This is a genomic window from Bradyrhizobium sp. LB14.3, assembly GCF_040547985.1.
Lineage (GTDB): Bacteria > Pseudomonadota > Alphaproteobacteria > Rhizobiales > Xanthobacteraceae > Bradyrhizobium.
Genome location: NZ_JBEPQT010000009.1, coordinates 1 through 16870, shown reverse-complemented (window position 1 = coordinate 16870; position 16870 = coordinate 1). Strand labels below are relative to the sequence as shown.

The window sequence follows — 16870 nt, the reverse complement described above, 5'->3', positions numbered from 1 at the left end:
CTGATGTCTTCGACGGATCGTAACCTCAATGCAGCGGATCGCCCTGGCCGAGCGCGTAGGCGACGATATCCTTCAGCGCGAAGCTGGATCCGGTCACCGGCGTCCATTGCGGGTCGAGCGACAGCATAGAGGAGTTTGCACCGAACATCATACCGAGGAAGACCTCGGCGACGATGCGACCGCCGACGGGGCCGAGCTGCGGCGTGTTGATGGGGCCGGGCGCGCCGGTGACGGGGATCGTGACGGCGGTCTGGAACTGCCGCGCCTCGGCCAGGATGTAGGCCCAGAGCGGGCAATTGCCGGCAAACGCGCCGTTCGCGATGGTCGCGATCTTGACTTGCGGATCGCCCGTGCCGGGCTCGTCGACGGCCTTGCCGATGATGATCTCGTCGTCTGTCAGCGGGATCAGATTCATCGCCTTGGCGACGTCCTGGCCGGATGGCAATCCGAGCCGCCAGCTGCGCTCGAGATTGCGCAGCGCGAGCGACGACGGATTGGACGCGACTTCCGGCGGCAGCTTGCGCAGCGGGTCCACCAGCGAGGCATCGATGCGATAGGCGAACTGAAGCCGCCTCTTGTTGTCGGCATTGGTGTCGTCGTCCTCGACGCCATAGGCGCGCGTGTCCAGATCGATGAAGCGGCCCCAGTCCATGGCGCGTCCCGGGCCCATGGAACGGAAACCGGTCAGCGCGTTGTGGTCGGGATTGTTGGGGTCGGGGAAAATCTGCAACAGCATGTTGGCCGCATCGTTCATCCTGTAGCCGGGGCGGATCATGGAGTGCCCGAGCCGATAGGCCGCGACCGAGAACTCGACCGGCATGAACGGATAGGTCTTCCAGTGGTAGTGGGCGAGCTTGCTGCGGTCGTAGCTGCCCGCGGTCTTCAATTCGTCCAGCACGCTGGCATGGACGATGCGTGGCAGGAAATCGTTCAGCACGACGTACTGATAGTGGAATCGAACGCGCTGCTGCACGTCCTCGAACGACAGGCTGTCATTGTCGTCGACCATGCGGTTGTGAAAGCGCAGCATCAAGGCCTGGAACTGCGAGACGATGCTGTTCTCGTCGTTGCGGGGATCGCCGATCAGCGCGCGGCCCTTGAAGCGCGGCAGGTCGCTGGCATCGGGCACGCCCGCGCCGGTCACCTTCTCGCCGAGGCGGAATTTGATGCCGTCATACATGTAGGGCTGGTCGTTCGGACCGCGGCCGTAGAGATTATCCAGATCGAGCGACGGCGTGCGGAAGTCGACGAGCCCGTCGGGGTCCTGCTGCTTGGTTAGCGAACTTACCGGATCGAAGGTGATGTCGTGATCGATGAACTGGCCGAAATAGGTGTAGAGCGCGGGAATGCCGCTCTCTTCGGCGTCCGGGCCGTCCTTCGGTCCATCGAAGCCCGCGACCATCTTGTCGGCCAGCGCCGACAGGTTCGCAACATTGTCGGAATCGTTCGGGCCGAATGTCGCCGGTTTGATCTTGCGGAACATGCGGCCGAAGCGGCCTTGCGAAAGCGGCGAACGCGTTGCGTTCAGACCGCGCGGGACAATTGCGTGGCGGCTGCTCATTGAAACACCTCCCTGAAAATCGAATGAAACGGGCTAGTTTCTTGCGCTGGAGTTTGCAGCCTAAGCGCGATCATCCGTGCCACGAGCGAGATGGATCACAATTGCCGGGCATCGGAATCTTCGCAGGAGCCGCCTTGCCCGCAAGCCACGGCCGCGCATCGTGAATTTCTCCGTCGCGGCGACGGATAACATTCTCGTCATCGATGGACGCAGGTGGCTTCGCACAGTTTCAATTCGCCGGGGCGTTGGCGAAGCGGATCGGCTTCACGTAAAAATTGTAGCGGCGCGCGCGTGGTGCGCGCACGCCGCGAACCTGTCAGTAGTCGCGCTGCTGCGAGAACGCGTAGCGCGGATTGACGCCGCAATAAGCGGACGTCCCGGAGGCGGTGGCCTGGCACTGCTGATAGCTCGTGAACTGGCAGTTGCCGGGATAGCCCCACATGCGCCCCTGCAGGCAATATCGATCGTTTGCAGGATGTGCCTGGGCGGCCGGGGATGCCACGGCGATCAGGGCCGCGAGCGATGCGAGAGTGAGGATGGTGCGACGCATTTCAGTCTCCTTCGAGAGCGAGTGGATAGGACTATGAGCTCGTCTGATGCAGGATCATGCCTGTGTTGGTGTCGGCGGAACGCCTTGCGTTCGCGACAAGGTACATCGTGACGCAGCCGGCCGCCGGCAATGTGATCTCGGCCACAGTTCACGATGGGGTTCCGGCCTATTGTGAGCAGACTTGCACGCGTCGATCCCGGCGAACTACGCTTGCCACATTCGGATCAGGAATTTTGGAGATTATGATGCAAAGGTCATGCTTGCTGGCTGCGACAGCAGCGCTGGCGCTTCTCATGCAAATACCGCTCGCGCTGGCGCAGGGCGCACCGGCCGCCGGCGGAACCGCGGCACCCGCGGCGACAACCGCCGCGCCGGCAACGACAACGACAGCGCCGGGCGCAACCAATGACGCTTCCAGCCAGCCGACCGACTCCAAGAAGAGTGCGTCGAAGAAGCCGGCGAAGAAGAAGATGACGCGGCAGCAGGAGATCGATCACTCGGTCGACAGCGGCACGGTGCCCGCGCGCTACCGCAGGTCGGTGCCCAAGCAGTACCAGCAATACGTTCCGTTCGATAAACGGTGACGGACCGCACGGCCGCGCGAGGTGATCAGCCTTTGCGCCGCCGCTGCCATCCGCGTGACAGTCTTGAAACCAGGACCTTGGCCGGGCGGAATCCGGTCATACGTCCCCAGTGGCGGTCCGCGCGAGCGGTGCTAGAGTAGGCCGAAGCCTGGGGGGAGTAATGAGTGACGACGTGAAGGATGCTGGTCTTGTGGCCATGATCAGCAGCATCCTGGGAGGCAACAAGCGCGCAGCAGACAGTATTGCACCGCCGCCGCTCATTGAGGTTCCGCCGACAGCGCCGACGAACGGGTTTGAACTGGCCGAGCCGTCAACTCCCAATCTTGCGCCGGCCAAACCCGCGAACGAGCCCGATGCGGTGCCGGCTGTCACCAAGCCGGCCGAGCCGCCGGCGAAGATCGCCACCACGCCGGCTGGCAAGCGGTTGCTCCCTGCCGAAGCGATCGCCGATCTCGTGCTCGGCGAGTTGCGCAAGATGGAGAATTTCCCGGCGACCGGCGCCTCCGTGACGGTCTACGGTTACAGGCACTGGAACGCGATGATCACCTTCGCGCCGTTCTCGACCACGTTCCGGAATGCTACGCGGTTCCGCCAGGCCATGCCGGACCTCGTCTTCAAGCTGCGCCGGTTCGTCGAACTTGAGATATAGTCCGGGATAACCGCCAGCGGCCGTCCGGGGCGATTCCTCGCGGCGGGAAAGCGCAAGCGGTGAGCCCCAACAGTTCGACAGGATTTTCGACTTGAGCGTCGCCTTTACCAAAGAAGAGAGCGCGGAAACCGCCGCCGAGACGCTATTGCCGGATCGGCCGATCTCGCCGCATCCAAATCTCGTGACGGAAGCAGGCTTGCAGGCATTGCAGACGCAGCTTCAGGATGCGCGCCAGGCCTATGAAGCCGCGCAGCGCATCGAGGACGTCAACGAAAAGCGCCGGCAGTCGGCGGTGCCCTTGCGTGACGCCCGCTATCTCACCGAACGGTTGCGCACGGCGCAGGTCATTCCCGCCCCGGTGTCGACCGATATCGTCGCCTTCGGCAGCACCGTGACCTTCAGCCGCACCGATGGCCGCGTGCAAACCTATCGCATCGTCGGCGAGGACGAAGCCGATCCCAAGGCCGGCTCGATCTCGTTCGTCGCGCCTGTCGCGAGGTCGCTGATGGGGAAGGCGGTGGGGGACGTCGTGGGGGCGGGCGCGCAGGAGATCGAGATTCTGTCGATCGGGTAGGGATGCGATCTGAGGCCTAATGGTGGGCGTATAAGGATCGAACCCCGACAGCTTTGGCTTCGGACCGGTTTCGCCAACTCCGAGGCGCCGCTGGGTCAGTCGCGCTGGCGCGATTCACTTCGCTGTTCAAAAGCCGCGAACGTCATATAGTGAGGGCCATCAAGACCAATACATTGCGTGTCAGGCAAAGGGAGGGATCCATGCGAAAGTCCCTGTTCTTCGTCATCGTAGCCGGTCTCGGCCTATCAGGACCACAGGCTCTGGCCGTGCAAGACGATGTAGATCAGCAGCTCGGCAGCGTTCATTTCCAGACCTCTTGCAACGATGTGGCCCAGCGCCGCTTCGATCGCGGGATGCGCTATCAGCATTCCTACTGGTATCTCAACGCCAAGGAGATCTTCGAGGATGCCATCAAGGCTGACCCGACATGCGGCATGGCCTATTGGGGCATTGCGCTCACCTACATGGACAATCCGCACAATGCGATTCCAAAGCCGAACCTGGCGCCGGGCCTCGCCGCGATCATGAAGGCCAAGGGGATCGGAGCCGCGACCGAACGCGAACGCGATTACATCGATGCGTTGATGGTGATGTATGCCGATTACGACAACATCCCTCACGCCCAGCGGATGCGCATGCTGCGTGACGCGCAGGCGCGCGTCGCGGCAAAATATCCAGCTGACGACGAAGCCCAGATCGCCTACGCCATTACGCTTAATACGTCGGCGGATCTGAACGACAAGACTTACGCGCAGCAGACCAAGGGCGCGGCGATCCTCGAGCCGATTTCCAGGCGGCTGCCCCAGCATCCGGGCGTGACGCATTATCTGATCCACCTCTACGACTACCCGGCGCTGGCGCAGAAAGGGCTCGATGCAGCCAATCGATACGCCAAGATCGCACCGGCCGCGCCGCACGCCCAGCACATGCCCTCCCACATCTACACACGCGTCGGCTATTGGAAGGAATCGATCGACTCCAACACCGCTTCCGTGAAAGCCGCGATGGCCGAAAAGTCGGTCGGTAACTACCTGCACGCGCAAGACTACATGGTTTATGCTCACCTGCAGCTCGGCCAGGACAAGCAGGCGCGCGCGGTCATCGACGACATGATCAAGGAGACCGGCTTCAAGGCGACAGTCGCAGCGGCAGATTACGCGCTGGCGGCTTCGCCGGCGCGTTATGCGATCGACCGTAGCGATTGGGATGATGCATCGCAGCTGCCGGTCAGGCCGAGCGGCCTCAACTTCGCGATGGCAGTATCGCATTTCGCGCGCGCCCTCGGCGCGGCACGGTCCGGCAAGCCGGAAGCCGCCAAGGCCGACATCCAGAAGCTGACGGAACTGCGCGACAAGCTGCAGGACGCCAAAGACAATTATTGGTCCGGAATCGTCGACGTCCAGCGTCAGGTCGCCGTCGCCTGGGTGCTTTACGCCGAGGCCAAATATGACGAGGCCCTCAATGCGATGAGTGCCGCGGCGGATGCCGAGGACAAGACGGAAAAGCACGTGATCACGCCCGGACCACTGGCGCCGGCGCGCGAGCTTTACGGCTTCATGCTGCTCGATCGCGGCATGGCCAGGGAGGCGCTTGCTGCATTCGAGGCAACCAAGGCGAAAGAGCCGAACCGCTTGCACGCTTTCGCGGGGGCGGCCAAAGCGGCCGAAGCCCTTGGTGACAAGGAAGCGGCACGACAGAACTGTCAACAGCTCGTAACGCTGACGGCCAGTGCCGATTCGGAGCGCCCCGAGGTTGCGGCGGCGAAGAGATATCTCGCCAGCAACTGAGCCGGAACGAGAACGGTGGAGTGATGAGAAGGGCAGCCGCCATCGCCGTCGCCGCAATCGCGCTGGGAAGCACGCTGGCGGCATCGCTGTTGTGGCTCTATGTGCCACGGCATGCCGCCGCAAATTCCGCCACGCCGGTGTGGCAGGAGGTGACGTGGCTCTTCTCGATTGACCAATGGGGCAAAGGAAAGTCGTTCCGCTGCAAGGCGGCCGACTGCGGTGTCGAGGTGACGCTGTACCTGCGCGCCAAGATAGGTTTTTGTAATTGCACGACGGGCGTCGCCGATGATGATGACCTCGATCGTATGGGCGATACCGTTCTCCTGGGCGAAGTCTCTCCACTCGGTTCCGGCCATCCCATCACGATTGCGTGGATGAAAGGTCGCAGCCGCGCCTACACGCTCAACTCACGTGGCGCTCCCGGCAAAACGCTGGTGTCGGTCGTCTACAACGAGCGTTGCGACATGATCGCAGCGACCGCGGTCATTGGCCACGATCGGCCGGAGACCATCGAACCCCGTGTGATCGAGTTTCTGGGCGGCAGCACTGCGATGCACTGGGCCGAAGTCACACTGGGTCTGTGATTGACTGCGCCTTCCCGATCGGCGGGCATTTCAATGCGGCGAATGGCCCGCGCAGCTGAGGCGAGCATTGCTATCGACAGGGGCAATCTCATTCGCCTAAACATAAACCATGCCTTTCCGTTGTCTTGTGCTGATATCGAAGGTCTCCGCCGTGTCCGCGAAGCAAAGCATGGCGGCTGGATGAGACGGTTTCTCTCGGGGGCGTTGCCGTTCTACGCGCTGGCCGGATTCGCCATGTGCATGTACCTCGTCCTGTACAAGACTGACCTCTTCGACTTGAACGCCATCGTCCACGATGCAGCGGCTTCGTCATGGTTTCCGGTCTTCGTGTTCGTCTGCGTGCTCCTGGAGTCGGTCTTCCCGTATTTTGGCTATTTTCCCGGAACCGCCCTCATCCTGATGTCCGTGGCGCTCAATCCGAAGCCCGCGGATGTCTCGGTTTTTATCGTGGCGTGGCTGGCCATCATCGTGGGCGCCGTTCTGAGTTACGGACAGGCTCGTTTTTTCAGACCGCTCCTGCAGCGGGTGGCCTCGAAAGCGGCACTGAGACGGTGCGGGTCCCTCCTCGACGCCTACGGTCCTTACGCGCGCGTTGCCCTGTTCGTTCATCCCAACGCTTGCGCGATGTATTTCACCGCACTCGGACTTCTCGGCCGCGACCTGACGCGGGAGCTCGCCTATCTCGGCGTGGGTGCAGCGGCCTCCGTGGGCGTTCTGTTTGTCGTCGTGACCAGACTTGTGTCGTCCGTAGGCACGACCGACGATGGGGAATTGCAGGTCCTGCTGGCGGCAGCGCTGGTCGTCATCGGGACACTAGTCGGTCTCTACGCGGCCTGGCGACCGGCGCGGGCCGCGTAAAAGCTTGCTCCGGAAGAGTGCGGAGCGATTTTGCGACGCCCCACCCAGCCGCGTGGGACATATCGGGATGACGCCATCCTGCCCGTGTTTTGCCCGACGGAGCAAGCGGATTCGGAAAAGGCGCAACCTATTGATCCGGCTCGCGTCGGCTACTGTGCATGGGGTTGTTTTCGACATTTTTGATTGAGACGGTCCCGAAACGCCGCTAGGCGCCGACGATGGGTCCGCAATCACTATGGTTCAGGAAGATGGATGGTGGGCGCACAAGGGATCGAACCTTGGACCTCTCCCGTGTGAACCACAATTGGTGGACTGTAGCCAACCTAATCCAGCCATAGTCTCATTGTAAAAGTCCTTATAACGTAAAGACTTGTGGCCATATTGGACCATCCTTGGCCTCGGTTGGCCTTACCACATTTTGTATGTCCCTGCTGTGCCCTTCGGAAGAATTCCCTTAGGGCACACAAACTGGGAACGCGGAGGATGACTAGTGGTCCATTTCTTCTAGGATCGCCTCGACCCGTCTCAAGACGCAAGGAGCGAGAGCACAAACGATGGAAAAGAGTAAAGAACCTGTCAGAGCTGAAGGAACGACGAATTACCTGAGACTCACTGATGCGGCGATCCGTGCGGCGACGCTGCCGCCGGGCAAATCGCAGCACTATCTACACGACACAGAGCAGCCGGGGCTCGCGATCAGGATGCGCGCGACTGGTGGCAGGACCTGGGTCTTCATGTTCACAAAGCCTGGGACGAAAGGCACCCAACGGAAGACGCTGGGTGCATGGCCCAAATTCAATGAGAAGGCCGCGCGCAGGGCCGCCGCCGTCGTCGCTGGGGAGGTGGTCATTGGGATCGATCCCAATGAGGGCAAGCGCGAGGCGAAGCGGCAAGCGCTGGCCGAGCGGCAGTGCACGACACTGGCGACCTTGATCGTTGAAGATGGCCCCTACGAAATGTCCCTGACCGGGCGCCAGGTCGTCAACTGGAAACCGGCTATGTCGGCACTCCGACGCGGTCTGAAAGATCATTTCGACCTCGCCATCGCCGAGCTCACGCGACGGCAAATCATGGCGGCGGTGGACGGGATCGGCAAGACCGGCAAGCGCGGCGCAGCAAAGGACTTGCGCAAGCACACGCACACGTTCCTCGAATGGTGCATCGGCGAAGGTTACGTCGAGCACAACGTGCTCGCCGGCTATCGCGTGCCCAAGGAGACGCGCGCGCAGCGGGTCGGGCGCCGAACGAAGGGCCGGGCGCTGACCGACGAGGAGATCATCAAAGTCTGGCACTCATCCGGCAAGCTTGGGACGTTTGGGCTATTGACACGAATGTGCCTACTTGGTGGCCCGCGCCGCAGCGAGCCAGCCATGATCGAGTGGCAAAATCACGTCATGGATGACCGCATCACTTTCGATGCAGCATGGACCAAGATGGGCCTTTACCACGACGTGCCGCGTACCCACCTCGTTGACGATGTGCTTACGGCCGCAAAACATTTCCAGCGTGCGACGTCGGACTATGTCTTCCCGTCACCGAAGACCGGCGGCCAGATGTCGGGCTTCACAAACTTGGTCGACCGCCTGGTCAAGGAAGCGGGTGTCGCCAAGTTCACAATGCATGACTTAAGGCGCAGCTTGCGAACCATCATGTCACGCTGCGGCTATGACAACGAAATCCAGCGGTTGTGTGTCGGGCAAAAGCCGCGCGGGATCGATCAGGTCTACAATCACGACGAACAGTGGATCATCCGCAAGATGGCGTTCGAAGCTGCTCATGACTACATCGCGGAGTTGGTCGGCGCGAAACGGGGAGGCAAGGTCGTGCGCCTGCAGCGGACGAATCCGCTCGATCCCATCAAGGCCGAATTGCTTGGCCGTCTTCGCGAGCATTATGCGGCTGCGACGACTTAGTTGTCTCATCGCGTCCGGCCAGATAGTCGCGCACCGCATCAACTCGGTAAAGCGGGCGGCCATCGACGTAGCGCCATTTCAGCGGGTGGTTCGGATTGCGCCGCCATAGCTCCAGGGCTCCAGGCGTGCGCCGGATCACGGCGGCCGTTTCTAATGCCGTTAAATTTGAGCTGCCCGGCAGCGAATCGATATCGAACGTCGCGGGCGGCGGCATGCCGCGATTCTTCCGAGGTCGCTTCATGGTGCGGAGCGTCTCCTTCAAGTGGCCCATCGTCAACTCTCACGATTGAACCGAGCGAGGCTCTTGTGTATTCGCCTGGTCGCTTCTTGGGCGGGACGTCAAGAGAATCAACGCAGTCGGCGAACTTTGCCTGTCGAGTGCGGCCGATTTGACCATCATGCTCCGGTTGATGTTGCATAGGAACACGTCAATTGCGCGTCGTAGGATTGGATATCAACGCGAATAGAATAAAAGTTGCTGGTAGGTAGCCGAGACCACTCCGCTCGCATTGCGGCCCTGCGAGTGGCCACGTCAGCGGCCCGGTCACGCCCGCAGGCTATTGGCCGTCATGGGAAGCATGTCGAAGAATGAAAAACGAACTGATAGGTAGTTCGACGCTTCGCAACTACATCGAGGCGGGCTGGCGGACATCGGAATTGAGTTGGCGATACGGACTTGCTCGGCGCCAAAGGCGCCTCACGGAAACGACTCGGCACGACGCCACTAGAACGGCGCGTCATGGAAGAAACTGGCGTTCCATAAAATCGACGCACCGCGTTCCAGGATCGGGTTCGATCGCTGGCGGGCCATTCCTGTGCGCCCAATGCACGCGAGCGCCATGGGAATCTCGGTGAACCTTGGCGATAAGATCTGCCTCCTTCATCGCGTCAGGTTGCATTAGCCACAAGGGCACTCTGGCAGCAGAGTCAACAGTTTAGACGAGAAGTGCCGCTGGAACATTGCCATAACGATATGTTTACGGATCATTATCGACGAGAAAGATCTGTCGACGTTTCGCTTGACCCCGACCTGTGATCTGTTTACATATCATTTCGATGATAATGATCCGAGAACATATCCATGGCTCCGGTTCCAAGCCCACTGCTCAAGGAACTTGGCTTGCACTTTCGCAGAGCACGAATGGCTGCTGGCCTATCCCAGGAGCAAGTCGCCCTCCGGGCGAACATTAGCAGGCCCCGCTATCGGGACATTGAAACGGGTGCCGCTGCAGCCCGCGCAACGACACTCGTCAACGTTGCCCGCGCCCTTGGCATGGAAATGATGCTGATTCCCCAAGCGATGGTACCGGCTATTCAATCAATGCTCCAGCCAGCTACGGGCGATGATGACCATCCTGCGTTCACGTCAGACGTTGAGGAGGAGGAGCATGAATAAGCCTGTCCTCGCGACTGAACGTATCCAATCGCTCGACATCTCATTAAACGATCTTGCCGTCGGCACGCTCGTCCGAACGCCGGGCGACTACAACGCATTCAATGTCTTGCCCGCGTATCGGAGCTTGAACGATCCTCCGATCTTCAGCCTGTCGCTTCGCTCGGCGGATGGCAGCCTCCGCCGGGATCCCAAACCCATACGCGGCGCGCTGCCGCCGTTCTTCGCGAACTTGCTGCCCGAAGAGAAGCTGCGCGAAGCAATGGAAAAGCACCACGCAGCGTCAGTAAGACCTGGAAACGACTTCGATCTCTTGGCCGCACTGGGGACAAATCTACCGGGAGCGGTACGAGCGTTGCCGAGCGACGGCGTCCCCGTTCCGGCCGGGCCAGAATCAGAAGGCAAGAAGAAGGCGCGCTTTTCGCTCGCCGGTGTCCAGATGAAGCTCTCCGTCATGAAAAATACCGGAAAAGAAGGGGGGATCACGCTCGGCGTCGACGATGAGCAAGGGCAGTACATCGCGAAATTTCCCTCCCTCACCCACATTGGACTTTCGGAAAACGAATTCGCGATCCTAGCCTTGGCGGAAGCGCTAGGGATGGAAGTGCCTGAACGTGAGCTCGTCGAAAAGACGGATTTCGCCGGCATTCCGGAAGAGTTTAACACCATGTCCACCGGCAAAGTGCTTCTTGTCCGTCGCTTCGATCGCGGTGCCAATGCAGCGCGCGTGCATGTGGAGGACTTTGCACAGGTCTTCGGCCGCTATCCGTCCGAGAAATATACCGGTGCGGCGTATCACAATATCGCGGCCGCGCTGAACAGCGGTGTCTCGTTCGATTCCGCGATCGAATTTGTCCGTCGTCTTGCGCTCGCCGCGATCACGGGCAATGGCGATATGCATCTCAAGAATTGGTCGTTACTGTATCCTGGAGACGGACGGACGCCTACGTTGGCGCCAATCTACGACGTGCTCTCAACAGTTTCCTATATCCCGAAAGATGGTGTAGCATTGAACCTTGCGGGCGAAAAGTCATTCAAGGCCCTGACTCCAGAGCGCTGGCGCAATTTCGCGAACCGCAGCCGTCTTCCAGAGGGGGCAGTGGTGACGGCTGTAGCTGAGACCGCGGCGGCCGTGCGCGACAAGTGGTCAGTTCTTCCAGAACGCGACGTCGTGCCTGGGCAGGTTCTCGAACGGATCGATGCACATATCGACGAAATGGTACCCATCCTTGACCCTTAGGCGCGGCACTGATTGCAGCACGACCTGGGCTGATCAAGAACCAAGAATAGTATGAGGATTGCTGGATGCGAAACAATTCAGCATCACATGGATTGTGGGCTCTCACCGCGCCACCGGCGCCAGACACTGTTCCCCTCGTCAGTGACACCGCAGCGCATGTGATCGTGATTGGCGCTGGATATACCGGGCTGTCGTCTGCACTTCATCTCGCCGAAGGAGGGGCGCGCGTCGCGCTGTTGGAGGCGTCCGAAATTGGGTTCGGCGGTTCGGGCCGGAACGTCGGTCTGGTTAACGCGGGCATGTGGGTGACGCCTGACGCCCTTCCGGATACGCTCGGCGCCCCGTTCGGCGAACGGTTGATTGAACAACTCGGCCGTGGACCGCAAAAGGTGTTCGACCTCATCGAAAAGCATGGCATCGAATGTGAAGTGGAACGTGCCGGTACCCTGCATTGTGCCGTCGGACGTAAGGGCTTGCAAGAGATCGAGGCCCGCGCCGAACAGTGGCAGAAGCGTGGCGCCCCCGTCGTAGTGCTAAATGCAGAGGAGACACGCAGGAAAGTGGGCGGTGGCGAATACAACGGGGCGCTGCTCGATAAGCGCGCCGGGACGATAGGCGCTGGCCTATGTGCACGGTCTAGCGAGAGCCGCGCTTGCAGCGGGGGCTAGGATATTCACACAGAGCGAGGCTGTTACTGCGCAACACAACGGCTTGCGCTGGAGGATCAGCACAGAAAGCGGATCGGTAGATGCGGAATGGGTGATCGTTGCGACGGATGCCTATGGTAAAGGACTTTGGTCGCAGGTCGGCAGGAGCAGATCCATCTGCCCTACTTCAACTTTGCTACAGGTTCTCTGCCGGATGGTCTGAGGAAGTCGATCCTGCCTGAACGGCAGGGGGCGTGGGACACTTGAGAGGTCCTCTCTTCATTTCGCTTGGATCGCTCCGGGCGGCTCGTGTTTGGCAGTGTTGGTGCCCTTGAGGGTATTGGCGCATCCGTTCACCGGGCATGGGCTCAGAGATCGTTGCGCAAGCTGTTTCCGGGACTTCAGGATGTCGAGTTTGAAACCGGCTGGTTCGGCATCATTGGAATGACCTCGAACAACCTGCCGCGCTTTCACGAGCTCGACCGCAACGTCGTTGCTTTCGGCGGTTAAAACGGTCGCGGCATCGCACCTGGCACAGTCTTTGGCAGTGTGTTGGCTTCGTACGTTCTGGGGCAGATCGCGGAGAACGATCTTCCGCTGCCGGTCACTGCCGTTGAACGGCAACGCTTTCGTGCCGCGCGGGAAGCCTTCTACATCGCGGGGTCCCAACTTGTTCACCTAATGGAGACCCGGTTCTGATTACCCAAGCGAGTTCGCCAAGTATGGGACTGTCATCGGCATGCTCATGACGCAACTTCGCGCTCTGACGGCCATTGACCTCGATCTGTTGCTACGAGGCGAGAGATTTTTGTGTTCTGTACGTTCGGTCGAGCTTCACACGGAATTCTAAACGCTGGCGACGGCCTCTCTTTGGCGGCGGTATAGACCGTGCTGTCATCGGAGGCGACGGGTGCTAAACTCGTCCGAACTTCGAATGAAAACGAGGAAATCATGTCGCGTTATTTCTTCGCCCCAGAGGTAGATGCCGGCCTCGACTATCGCAGGTTGATCGATGCCTTAAGCGAAGCCGTCCGGCGCGGCGGAGAAGCAATGCCAGTGCGGCAGAGCTATAATGTTGGTACCGCTGCAAGCCCAGGTCGTCTCCTGACAATGCTGGCTTGGGAGCGGGGCAAGGCACTCGGCCTGAAGCTGGTGACCGTGTTTCCGAAGAGCGGGGCATGCGTTCTCCCTGCCTTTTGCTCGCTTTACATGCTGTTCGACGGCAACCGGCCGGCCGCGCGCAATGATCGATGGCGAAACACTCACTAATCGGCGTACGGCCGCCGCCTCCGCGCTCGCATCACGACATCTCTCACGCCCCGACAGCCGCACGCTGCTGCTGATTGTAACCGGTCGGCTCGCCTCCTATTTGGCCGTTGCCCATCGCGCAGTTAGGCCGATTGAAGCCGTGCTGGTCTGGGGCGCAATGCGCAACGTGTCCAAGCGCTCGCGGACAGACTTGAGCATCAGGGTCTCAAGGCCAAACCGGCTGCTGATCTGACGGACGCTCTCTCGGTGGCGGACATTGTTAGCTGCGCCACCACGTCACGTGAGCCGCTCTCGTAGGCCAGCACCTCAGGCCAGGAACACATCTCGATCTCGTCGGCGCATTCACACCAGAAATGCGTGAGACCGACGACGATGCTGTTTGCCGCAGCCGCGTGTTCGTAGATACTATGCGGGTGCCCTCAAAGAAGCCGGTGATCTGCTCCAGCCGATTGCGGGTGGCCGGTGGGACGCCTTAATGATTTGGGGATCTTCATGAGTTAACCAATGGTTTGAAGTCCGGCCGCCTTTCGCAGCAACAGATCACTCTCTTCAAGTCTATTGAAGCCGCAATCGAAGATCTTGCGGCTGCGAATCTTCTTACCTGAGAAATACAATGGTTTTGAAAAAACACGAGATCGCGTATTAACACTGATGTGCGCCTTCAGGCGAGGTTGCCGACTCTGAAGTGTTTCGCCGGAGTCAGATCGAGGCATGTAAGCGCGAAGAATGCTGACACCCTAGGCGAATCACTGTTGACGCGTCATGTAGCTGATAGCGCGAATCATCCTGTACGCAGATTTTCTGCGGATACCTTGCCTGAGCTGCCAGTCTTGATCTCGAATCTGATCAAGGCCACCTCTGTAAGATCGGTATAGCCGGCCTTCTCGACCGCCCTGTGTGCACGAAAACGTCGGCTCCGCCATCATCCAGCTTGATAAAACCATAGCCTGGGTCGCGTTAAACCACTTTACGATGCCAGTCGTCACTAAGTATCTCCAATTCCAAATGATGGCGATCTACCTAATGGCTAGAGAGGGATCAAGTCCGTACTCGTTGCCAACGTGCGATCTTGTCGCCGCGCAACATGAACCGGCAATAGCAAGCATCTTCGCGGAACGGTTAGACTGAGCGCGCCCTTGGCTACTTCCGGCGGCGAAGCCTGCGAATCGCGCTGCGTGAGAATTCTGGGTATCGAGAGCTGAAAACTCACCTCGTCAACCCAAACTCACGCGACGCGACCGCCGCACACGTTAGCGGCATCTGCCGGAGCCCGCGCTCGGCTTCAAAACGAGGACCTGAAAAGTAACGGGAGGCACGGATCGTCCCGCGATTCTGACGCAAATTCAGAATGTCATTTCGAATTTCGGGTGAGGCCCTTTGATGTTTTTCCCGGGGCGTTCGGTACGACTTGCCGGCTGTCCAGCATCGAAGCTGATCCTGGACAGGCCAGTGCTCCACGAAGGCGAGCCCACATTTCCCGAAGAGACGCAGCCAAAAACTCGTGAGCGTGAGTTTCCAATCTAAGGTCGCGACAGAGCAAGAAGATTGAAAACTACCATACGCGCGTGAATGTATCGGCACCCTTCAACTTGCCGGGGTTGCCGTTCTTGTCAACGTAGAACAGCGTCCATGAGGTCGGCATTTGAGACCCGTTGAGTTTTCCAACCCACCGGGTGAAGGAATTGCACTGGGCAAAGGTAACAACAAAATACAAGCCAGTTGGGCTGACGGCTCCCGATGCAGGATAAGGAATGCCCTGGCACGCAAACCCTTGAGCATGGTTTGTGAAAGTCCCTTGTATTGCCCCGCTATTGGCGGCCCAAACAAAAAGTTCTGAACCTCGTTCATTCTTCCAGTATGAGGGGGCAGGAAGCCCCTGTGCAATGGCCTCGGCCGAAAGAAAGAAGGAATGGGCGAGCAGCAAGAGTCCCAGAAGTCTCTTCATATTGAAGCCCCAGAAGGTCACTTAAAGGTCACAACGTGGATCATCTATCGTGATACAGCTTGAGGTCATATTCGCTGCTCTTATCTCGCGTTCGGTAAAGGAATGCGGCGCATATACCCGAAATCACGCTAGATCGCGGCGTAGCCGGACCCTGTCGAGCCCTCGGCGCTTTTCATCCTCGAATCGGTTCGCCTGGGCGGCGGAGCGCCGAGCCGATGCTCGGTTATTTTGATGTGCCATGCCTGTGGCCTTCTTCGTATGATCGAAGCGCTTGTCGATTGGTTCCTTGCCCCCCCTTCTTGGGAAGACCGAATTCGGGGTGAGTCTCTCGCACGCCCTCATAGATTCCTGCTAACTCGCTCGCAGAGGCGCCGTCGTTGAATCTTCGGAAGAACTCACTGAACTCCTTCATTGCGCTTCGTTTGGCGAACTGGCGAACCGTTGCCTTGCGTGTGATTTCGCTGAATTCCGCAAGCGCTGATACAACCAAGATGCTGACGGATAGTATTCGGAGAAATCCGCCTGCGCCTCGGGTTTAAGATCGTGGAAGGTCAATGTAATCTCAACCGGCTGAAGTGTTCCGTTGCGGAAATCTTCAGCCTCGAGCTCCATGAGATTTGTCGGAGCTTCCTCCGTCTGACGAAAAAAGATGTTCAGTGCGCAAAAGAACAGTGGACTTTCCGGCGCCATTCGGCCCCACCAAAGCTGTGTAGTCATCCAGATCAACGACCATGTTTTTGAAGGACCGAAAATTCTTAATGGCAATAGACTTGATCTTCAAAATTAGCCCCCCATTCAAGACAATCAAAGCTAGCAACAAAAACAAAAGACCGGGCCTCCAAACGATAAGTGTTGTGGCGTGTTCGGGTTGGTCCCAGGCTTCATCAGCGACAGTTAATCGCGCCGGCAGCTTTGGTGCCGCCGTGCGCTCTCGGCCTGTTCTCAAACGGCGAGCCTACCTCTTTGCGGCGCTGCATTTCACCAAGTTCGTGGGCAACCGAGCTTAACGTGGCGCGCGTTCATTTGATTTGCGCAGATTTCACGCGCCCGCTGGAATATGAGAGGAGCGTTTCCCTCCGGTTAGCGAGCCTGGCCTAGATTCGGCTGATCAGCGCGGATGGGAGCGCCCCCGAGTTCAGTGCGTCTGTAGCACTTGGTTGACGGAGATGCTCTCCCATACAATGGCGGCATCGATTCGCAGCGTCCGGGGGCGCTGCCCACCTAGGGTCTGTTGGGATTCATCTGGAGTTTATCGCGGCCGCGGCCAGATAGATCATTGAAGTGAAGCTCTGGTCGGTCTTGTCGGCGCGCATTGC

General features: G+C 59.6%; 17 protein-coding genes and 3 pseudogenes. 14 read left to right on the top strand and 6 right to left on the bottom strand.

Annotated elements, in window-relative coordinates; translation table 11 throughout:
* Nucleotides 1-25 precede the first annotated feature (25 nt).
* Nucleotides 26-1561, bottom strand: coding sequence for a peroxidase family protein (locus ABIB00_RS18350; RefSeq protein WP_354105316.1), 1536 nt, complete (start codon nucleotides 1559-1561; stop codon nucleotides 26-28).
* A gap of 316 nt (nucleotides 1562-1877) precedes the next feature.
* A complete protein-coding gene (locus tag ABIB00_RS18345) occupies nucleotides 1878-2111 on the bottom strand; it encodes a DUF3551 domain-containing protein (protein ID WP_247348800.1) in 234 nt (77 codons plus the stop codon).
* 245 nt (nucleotides 2112-2356) lie between these two features.
* Between ABIB00_RS18345 and ABIB00_RS18340 the strand changes: the two genes are divergently transcribed.
* The 7 genes from ABIB00_RS18340 (at nucleotide 2357) to ABIB00_RS18310 (ending at nucleotide 9060) form a co-directional block, all read left to right on the top strand.
* Nucleotides 2357-2695 (top strand): hypothetical protein, encoded by a 339-nt coding sequence (locus tag ABIB00_RS18340; RefSeq protein WP_354105315.1) that lies wholly within the window; start codon nucleotides 2357-2359, stop codon nucleotides 2693-2695.
* 160 nt (nucleotides 2696-2855) lie between these two features.
* Nucleotides 2856-3344, top strand: coding sequence for a hypothetical protein (locus ABIB00_RS18335; RefSeq protein WP_354105314.1), 489 nt, complete (start codon nucleotides 2856-2858; stop codon nucleotides 3342-3344).
* Nucleotides 3345-3435: 91 nt separating this feature from the next.
* Nucleotides 3436-3918 (top strand): transcription elongation factor GreA, encoded by a 483-nt coding sequence (gene greA / locus ABIB00_RS18330; protein ID WP_354105313.1) that lies wholly within the window; start codon nucleotides 3436-3438, stop codon nucleotides 3916-3918.
* A gap of 200 nt (nucleotides 3919-4118) precedes the next feature.
* On the top strand, nucleotides 4119-5705 hold the full coding sequence (locus ABIB00_RS18325; protein ID WP_354105312.1) for a hypothetical protein: 1587 nt from the start codon (nucleotides 4119-4121) through the stop codon (nucleotides 5703-5705).
* 23 nt (nucleotides 5706-5728) lie between these two features.
* Nucleotides 5729-6289, top strand: coding sequence for a hypothetical protein (locus ABIB00_RS18320; protein WP_354105311.1), 561 nt, complete (start codon nucleotides 5729-5731; stop codon nucleotides 6287-6289).
* 180 nt (nucleotides 6290-6469) lie between these two features.
* Complete coding sequence (locus tag ABIB00_RS18315; protein ID WP_354105472.1) at nucleotides 6470-7147, top strand: hypothetical protein; 678 nt, start codon at nucleotides 6470-6472, stop codon at nucleotides 7145-7147.
* Between the two features lie 554 nt (nucleotides 7148-7701).
* Nucleotides 7702-9060, top strand: a complete 1359-nt coding sequence (locus tag ABIB00_RS18310) for a tyrosine-type recombinase/integrase (RefSeq protein ID WP_354105310.1) — start codon at nucleotides 7702-7704, stop codon at nucleotides 9058-9060.
* Here the strand turns inward: ABIB00_RS18310 and ABIB00_RS18305 are convergent.
* Nucleotides 9005-9322, bottom strand: a complete 318-nt coding sequence (locus ABIB00_RS18305) for a hypothetical protein (RefSeq protein WP_247296105.1) — start codon at nucleotides 9320-9322, stop codon at nucleotides 9005-9007. The genes ABIB00_RS18310 and ABIB00_RS18305 overlap by 56 nt on opposite strands.
* An 819-nt stretch (nucleotides 9323-10141) precedes the next feature.
* On the opposite strand from ABIB00_RS18305, the gene ABIB00_RS18300 reads away from it, so the two are divergent.
* The 7 genes and pseudogenes from ABIB00_RS18300 to ABIB00_RS18270 all read left to right on the top strand — a co-directional run bounded on the left by ABIB00_RS18300 (nucleotide 10142) and on the right by ABIB00_RS18270 (nucleotide 14214).
* Nucleotides 10142-10456 carry a helix-turn-helix domain-containing protein gene (locus ABIB00_RS18300; RefSeq protein ID WP_502917840.1) on the top strand — a complete coding sequence of 105 codons (315 nt, stop codon included), beginning with the start codon at nucleotides 10142-10144 and terminating at the stop codon, nucleotides 10454-10456.
* Nucleotides 10449-11693 carry a type II toxin-antitoxin system HipA family toxin gene (locus ABIB00_RS18295; protein WP_354105309.1) on the top strand — a complete coding sequence of 415 codons (1245 nt, stop codon included), beginning with the start codon at nucleotides 10449-10451 and terminating at the stop codon, nucleotides 11691-11693. Before ABIB00_RS18300 ends, ABIB00_RS18295 begins: the two co-directional genes overlap by 8 nt.
* 65 nt (nucleotides 11694-11758) lie before the next feature.
* Nucleotides 11759-13039, top strand: a pseudogene (locus tag ABIB00_RS18290) (NAD(P)/FAD-dependent oxidoreductase).
* Nucleotides 13040-13291: 252 nt separating this feature from the next.
* A complete protein-coding gene (locus tag ABIB00_RS18285; protein WP_354105308.1) occupies nucleotides 13292-13609 on the top strand; it encodes a hypothetical protein in 318 nt (105 codons plus the stop codon).
* Nucleotides 13584-13727: pseudogene (locus tag ABIB00_RS18280) on the top strand (bifunctional Delta(1)-pyrroline-2-carboxylate/Delta(1)-piperideine-2-carboxylate reductase); the annotation flags it as partial. The gene ABIB00_RS18285 and the pseudogene ABIB00_RS18280, both read left to right, overlap by 26 nt.
* Before the next feature lie 29 nt (nucleotides 13728-13756).
* Nucleotides 13757-13906: a hypothetical protein gene (locus ABIB00_RS18275; protein ID WP_354105471.1), complete on the top strand. Its 150-nt coding sequence runs from the start codon at nucleotides 13757-13759 to the stop codon at nucleotides 13904-13906.
* A 212-nt stretch (nucleotides 13907-14118) separates the two neighbouring features.
* Nucleotides 14119-14214 (top strand): hypothetical protein, encoded by a 96-nt coding sequence (locus tag ABIB00_RS18270; RefSeq protein WP_354105307.1) that lies wholly within the window; start codon nucleotides 14119-14121, stop codon nucleotides 14212-14214.
* A 176-nt stretch (nucleotides 14215-14390) separates the two neighbouring features.
* Here ABIB00_RS18270 and ABIB00_RS18265 read toward each other — a convergent pair.
* The 3 genes and pseudogenes from ABIB00_RS18265 to ABIB00_RS18255 all read right to left on the bottom strand — a co-directional run bounded on the left by ABIB00_RS18265 (nucleotide 14391) and on the right by ABIB00_RS18255 (nucleotide 16244).
* A pseudogene (locus ABIB00_RS18265) lies at nucleotides 14391-14595 on the bottom strand (cold-shock protein).
* Between the two features lie 566 nt (nucleotides 14596-15161).
* Nucleotides 15162-15554, bottom strand: a complete 393-nt coding sequence (locus ABIB00_RS18260) for an avidin/streptavidin family protein (protein ID WP_354105306.1) — start codon at nucleotides 15552-15554, stop codon at nucleotides 15162-15164.
* A 408-nt stretch (nucleotides 15555-15962) separates the two neighbouring features.
* Nucleotides 15963-16244: a hypothetical protein gene (locus ABIB00_RS18255; protein WP_354105482.1), complete on the bottom strand. Its 282-nt coding sequence runs from the start codon at nucleotides 16242-16244 to the stop codon at nucleotides 15963-15965.
* Nucleotides 16245-16870: the final 626 nt, after the last annotated feature.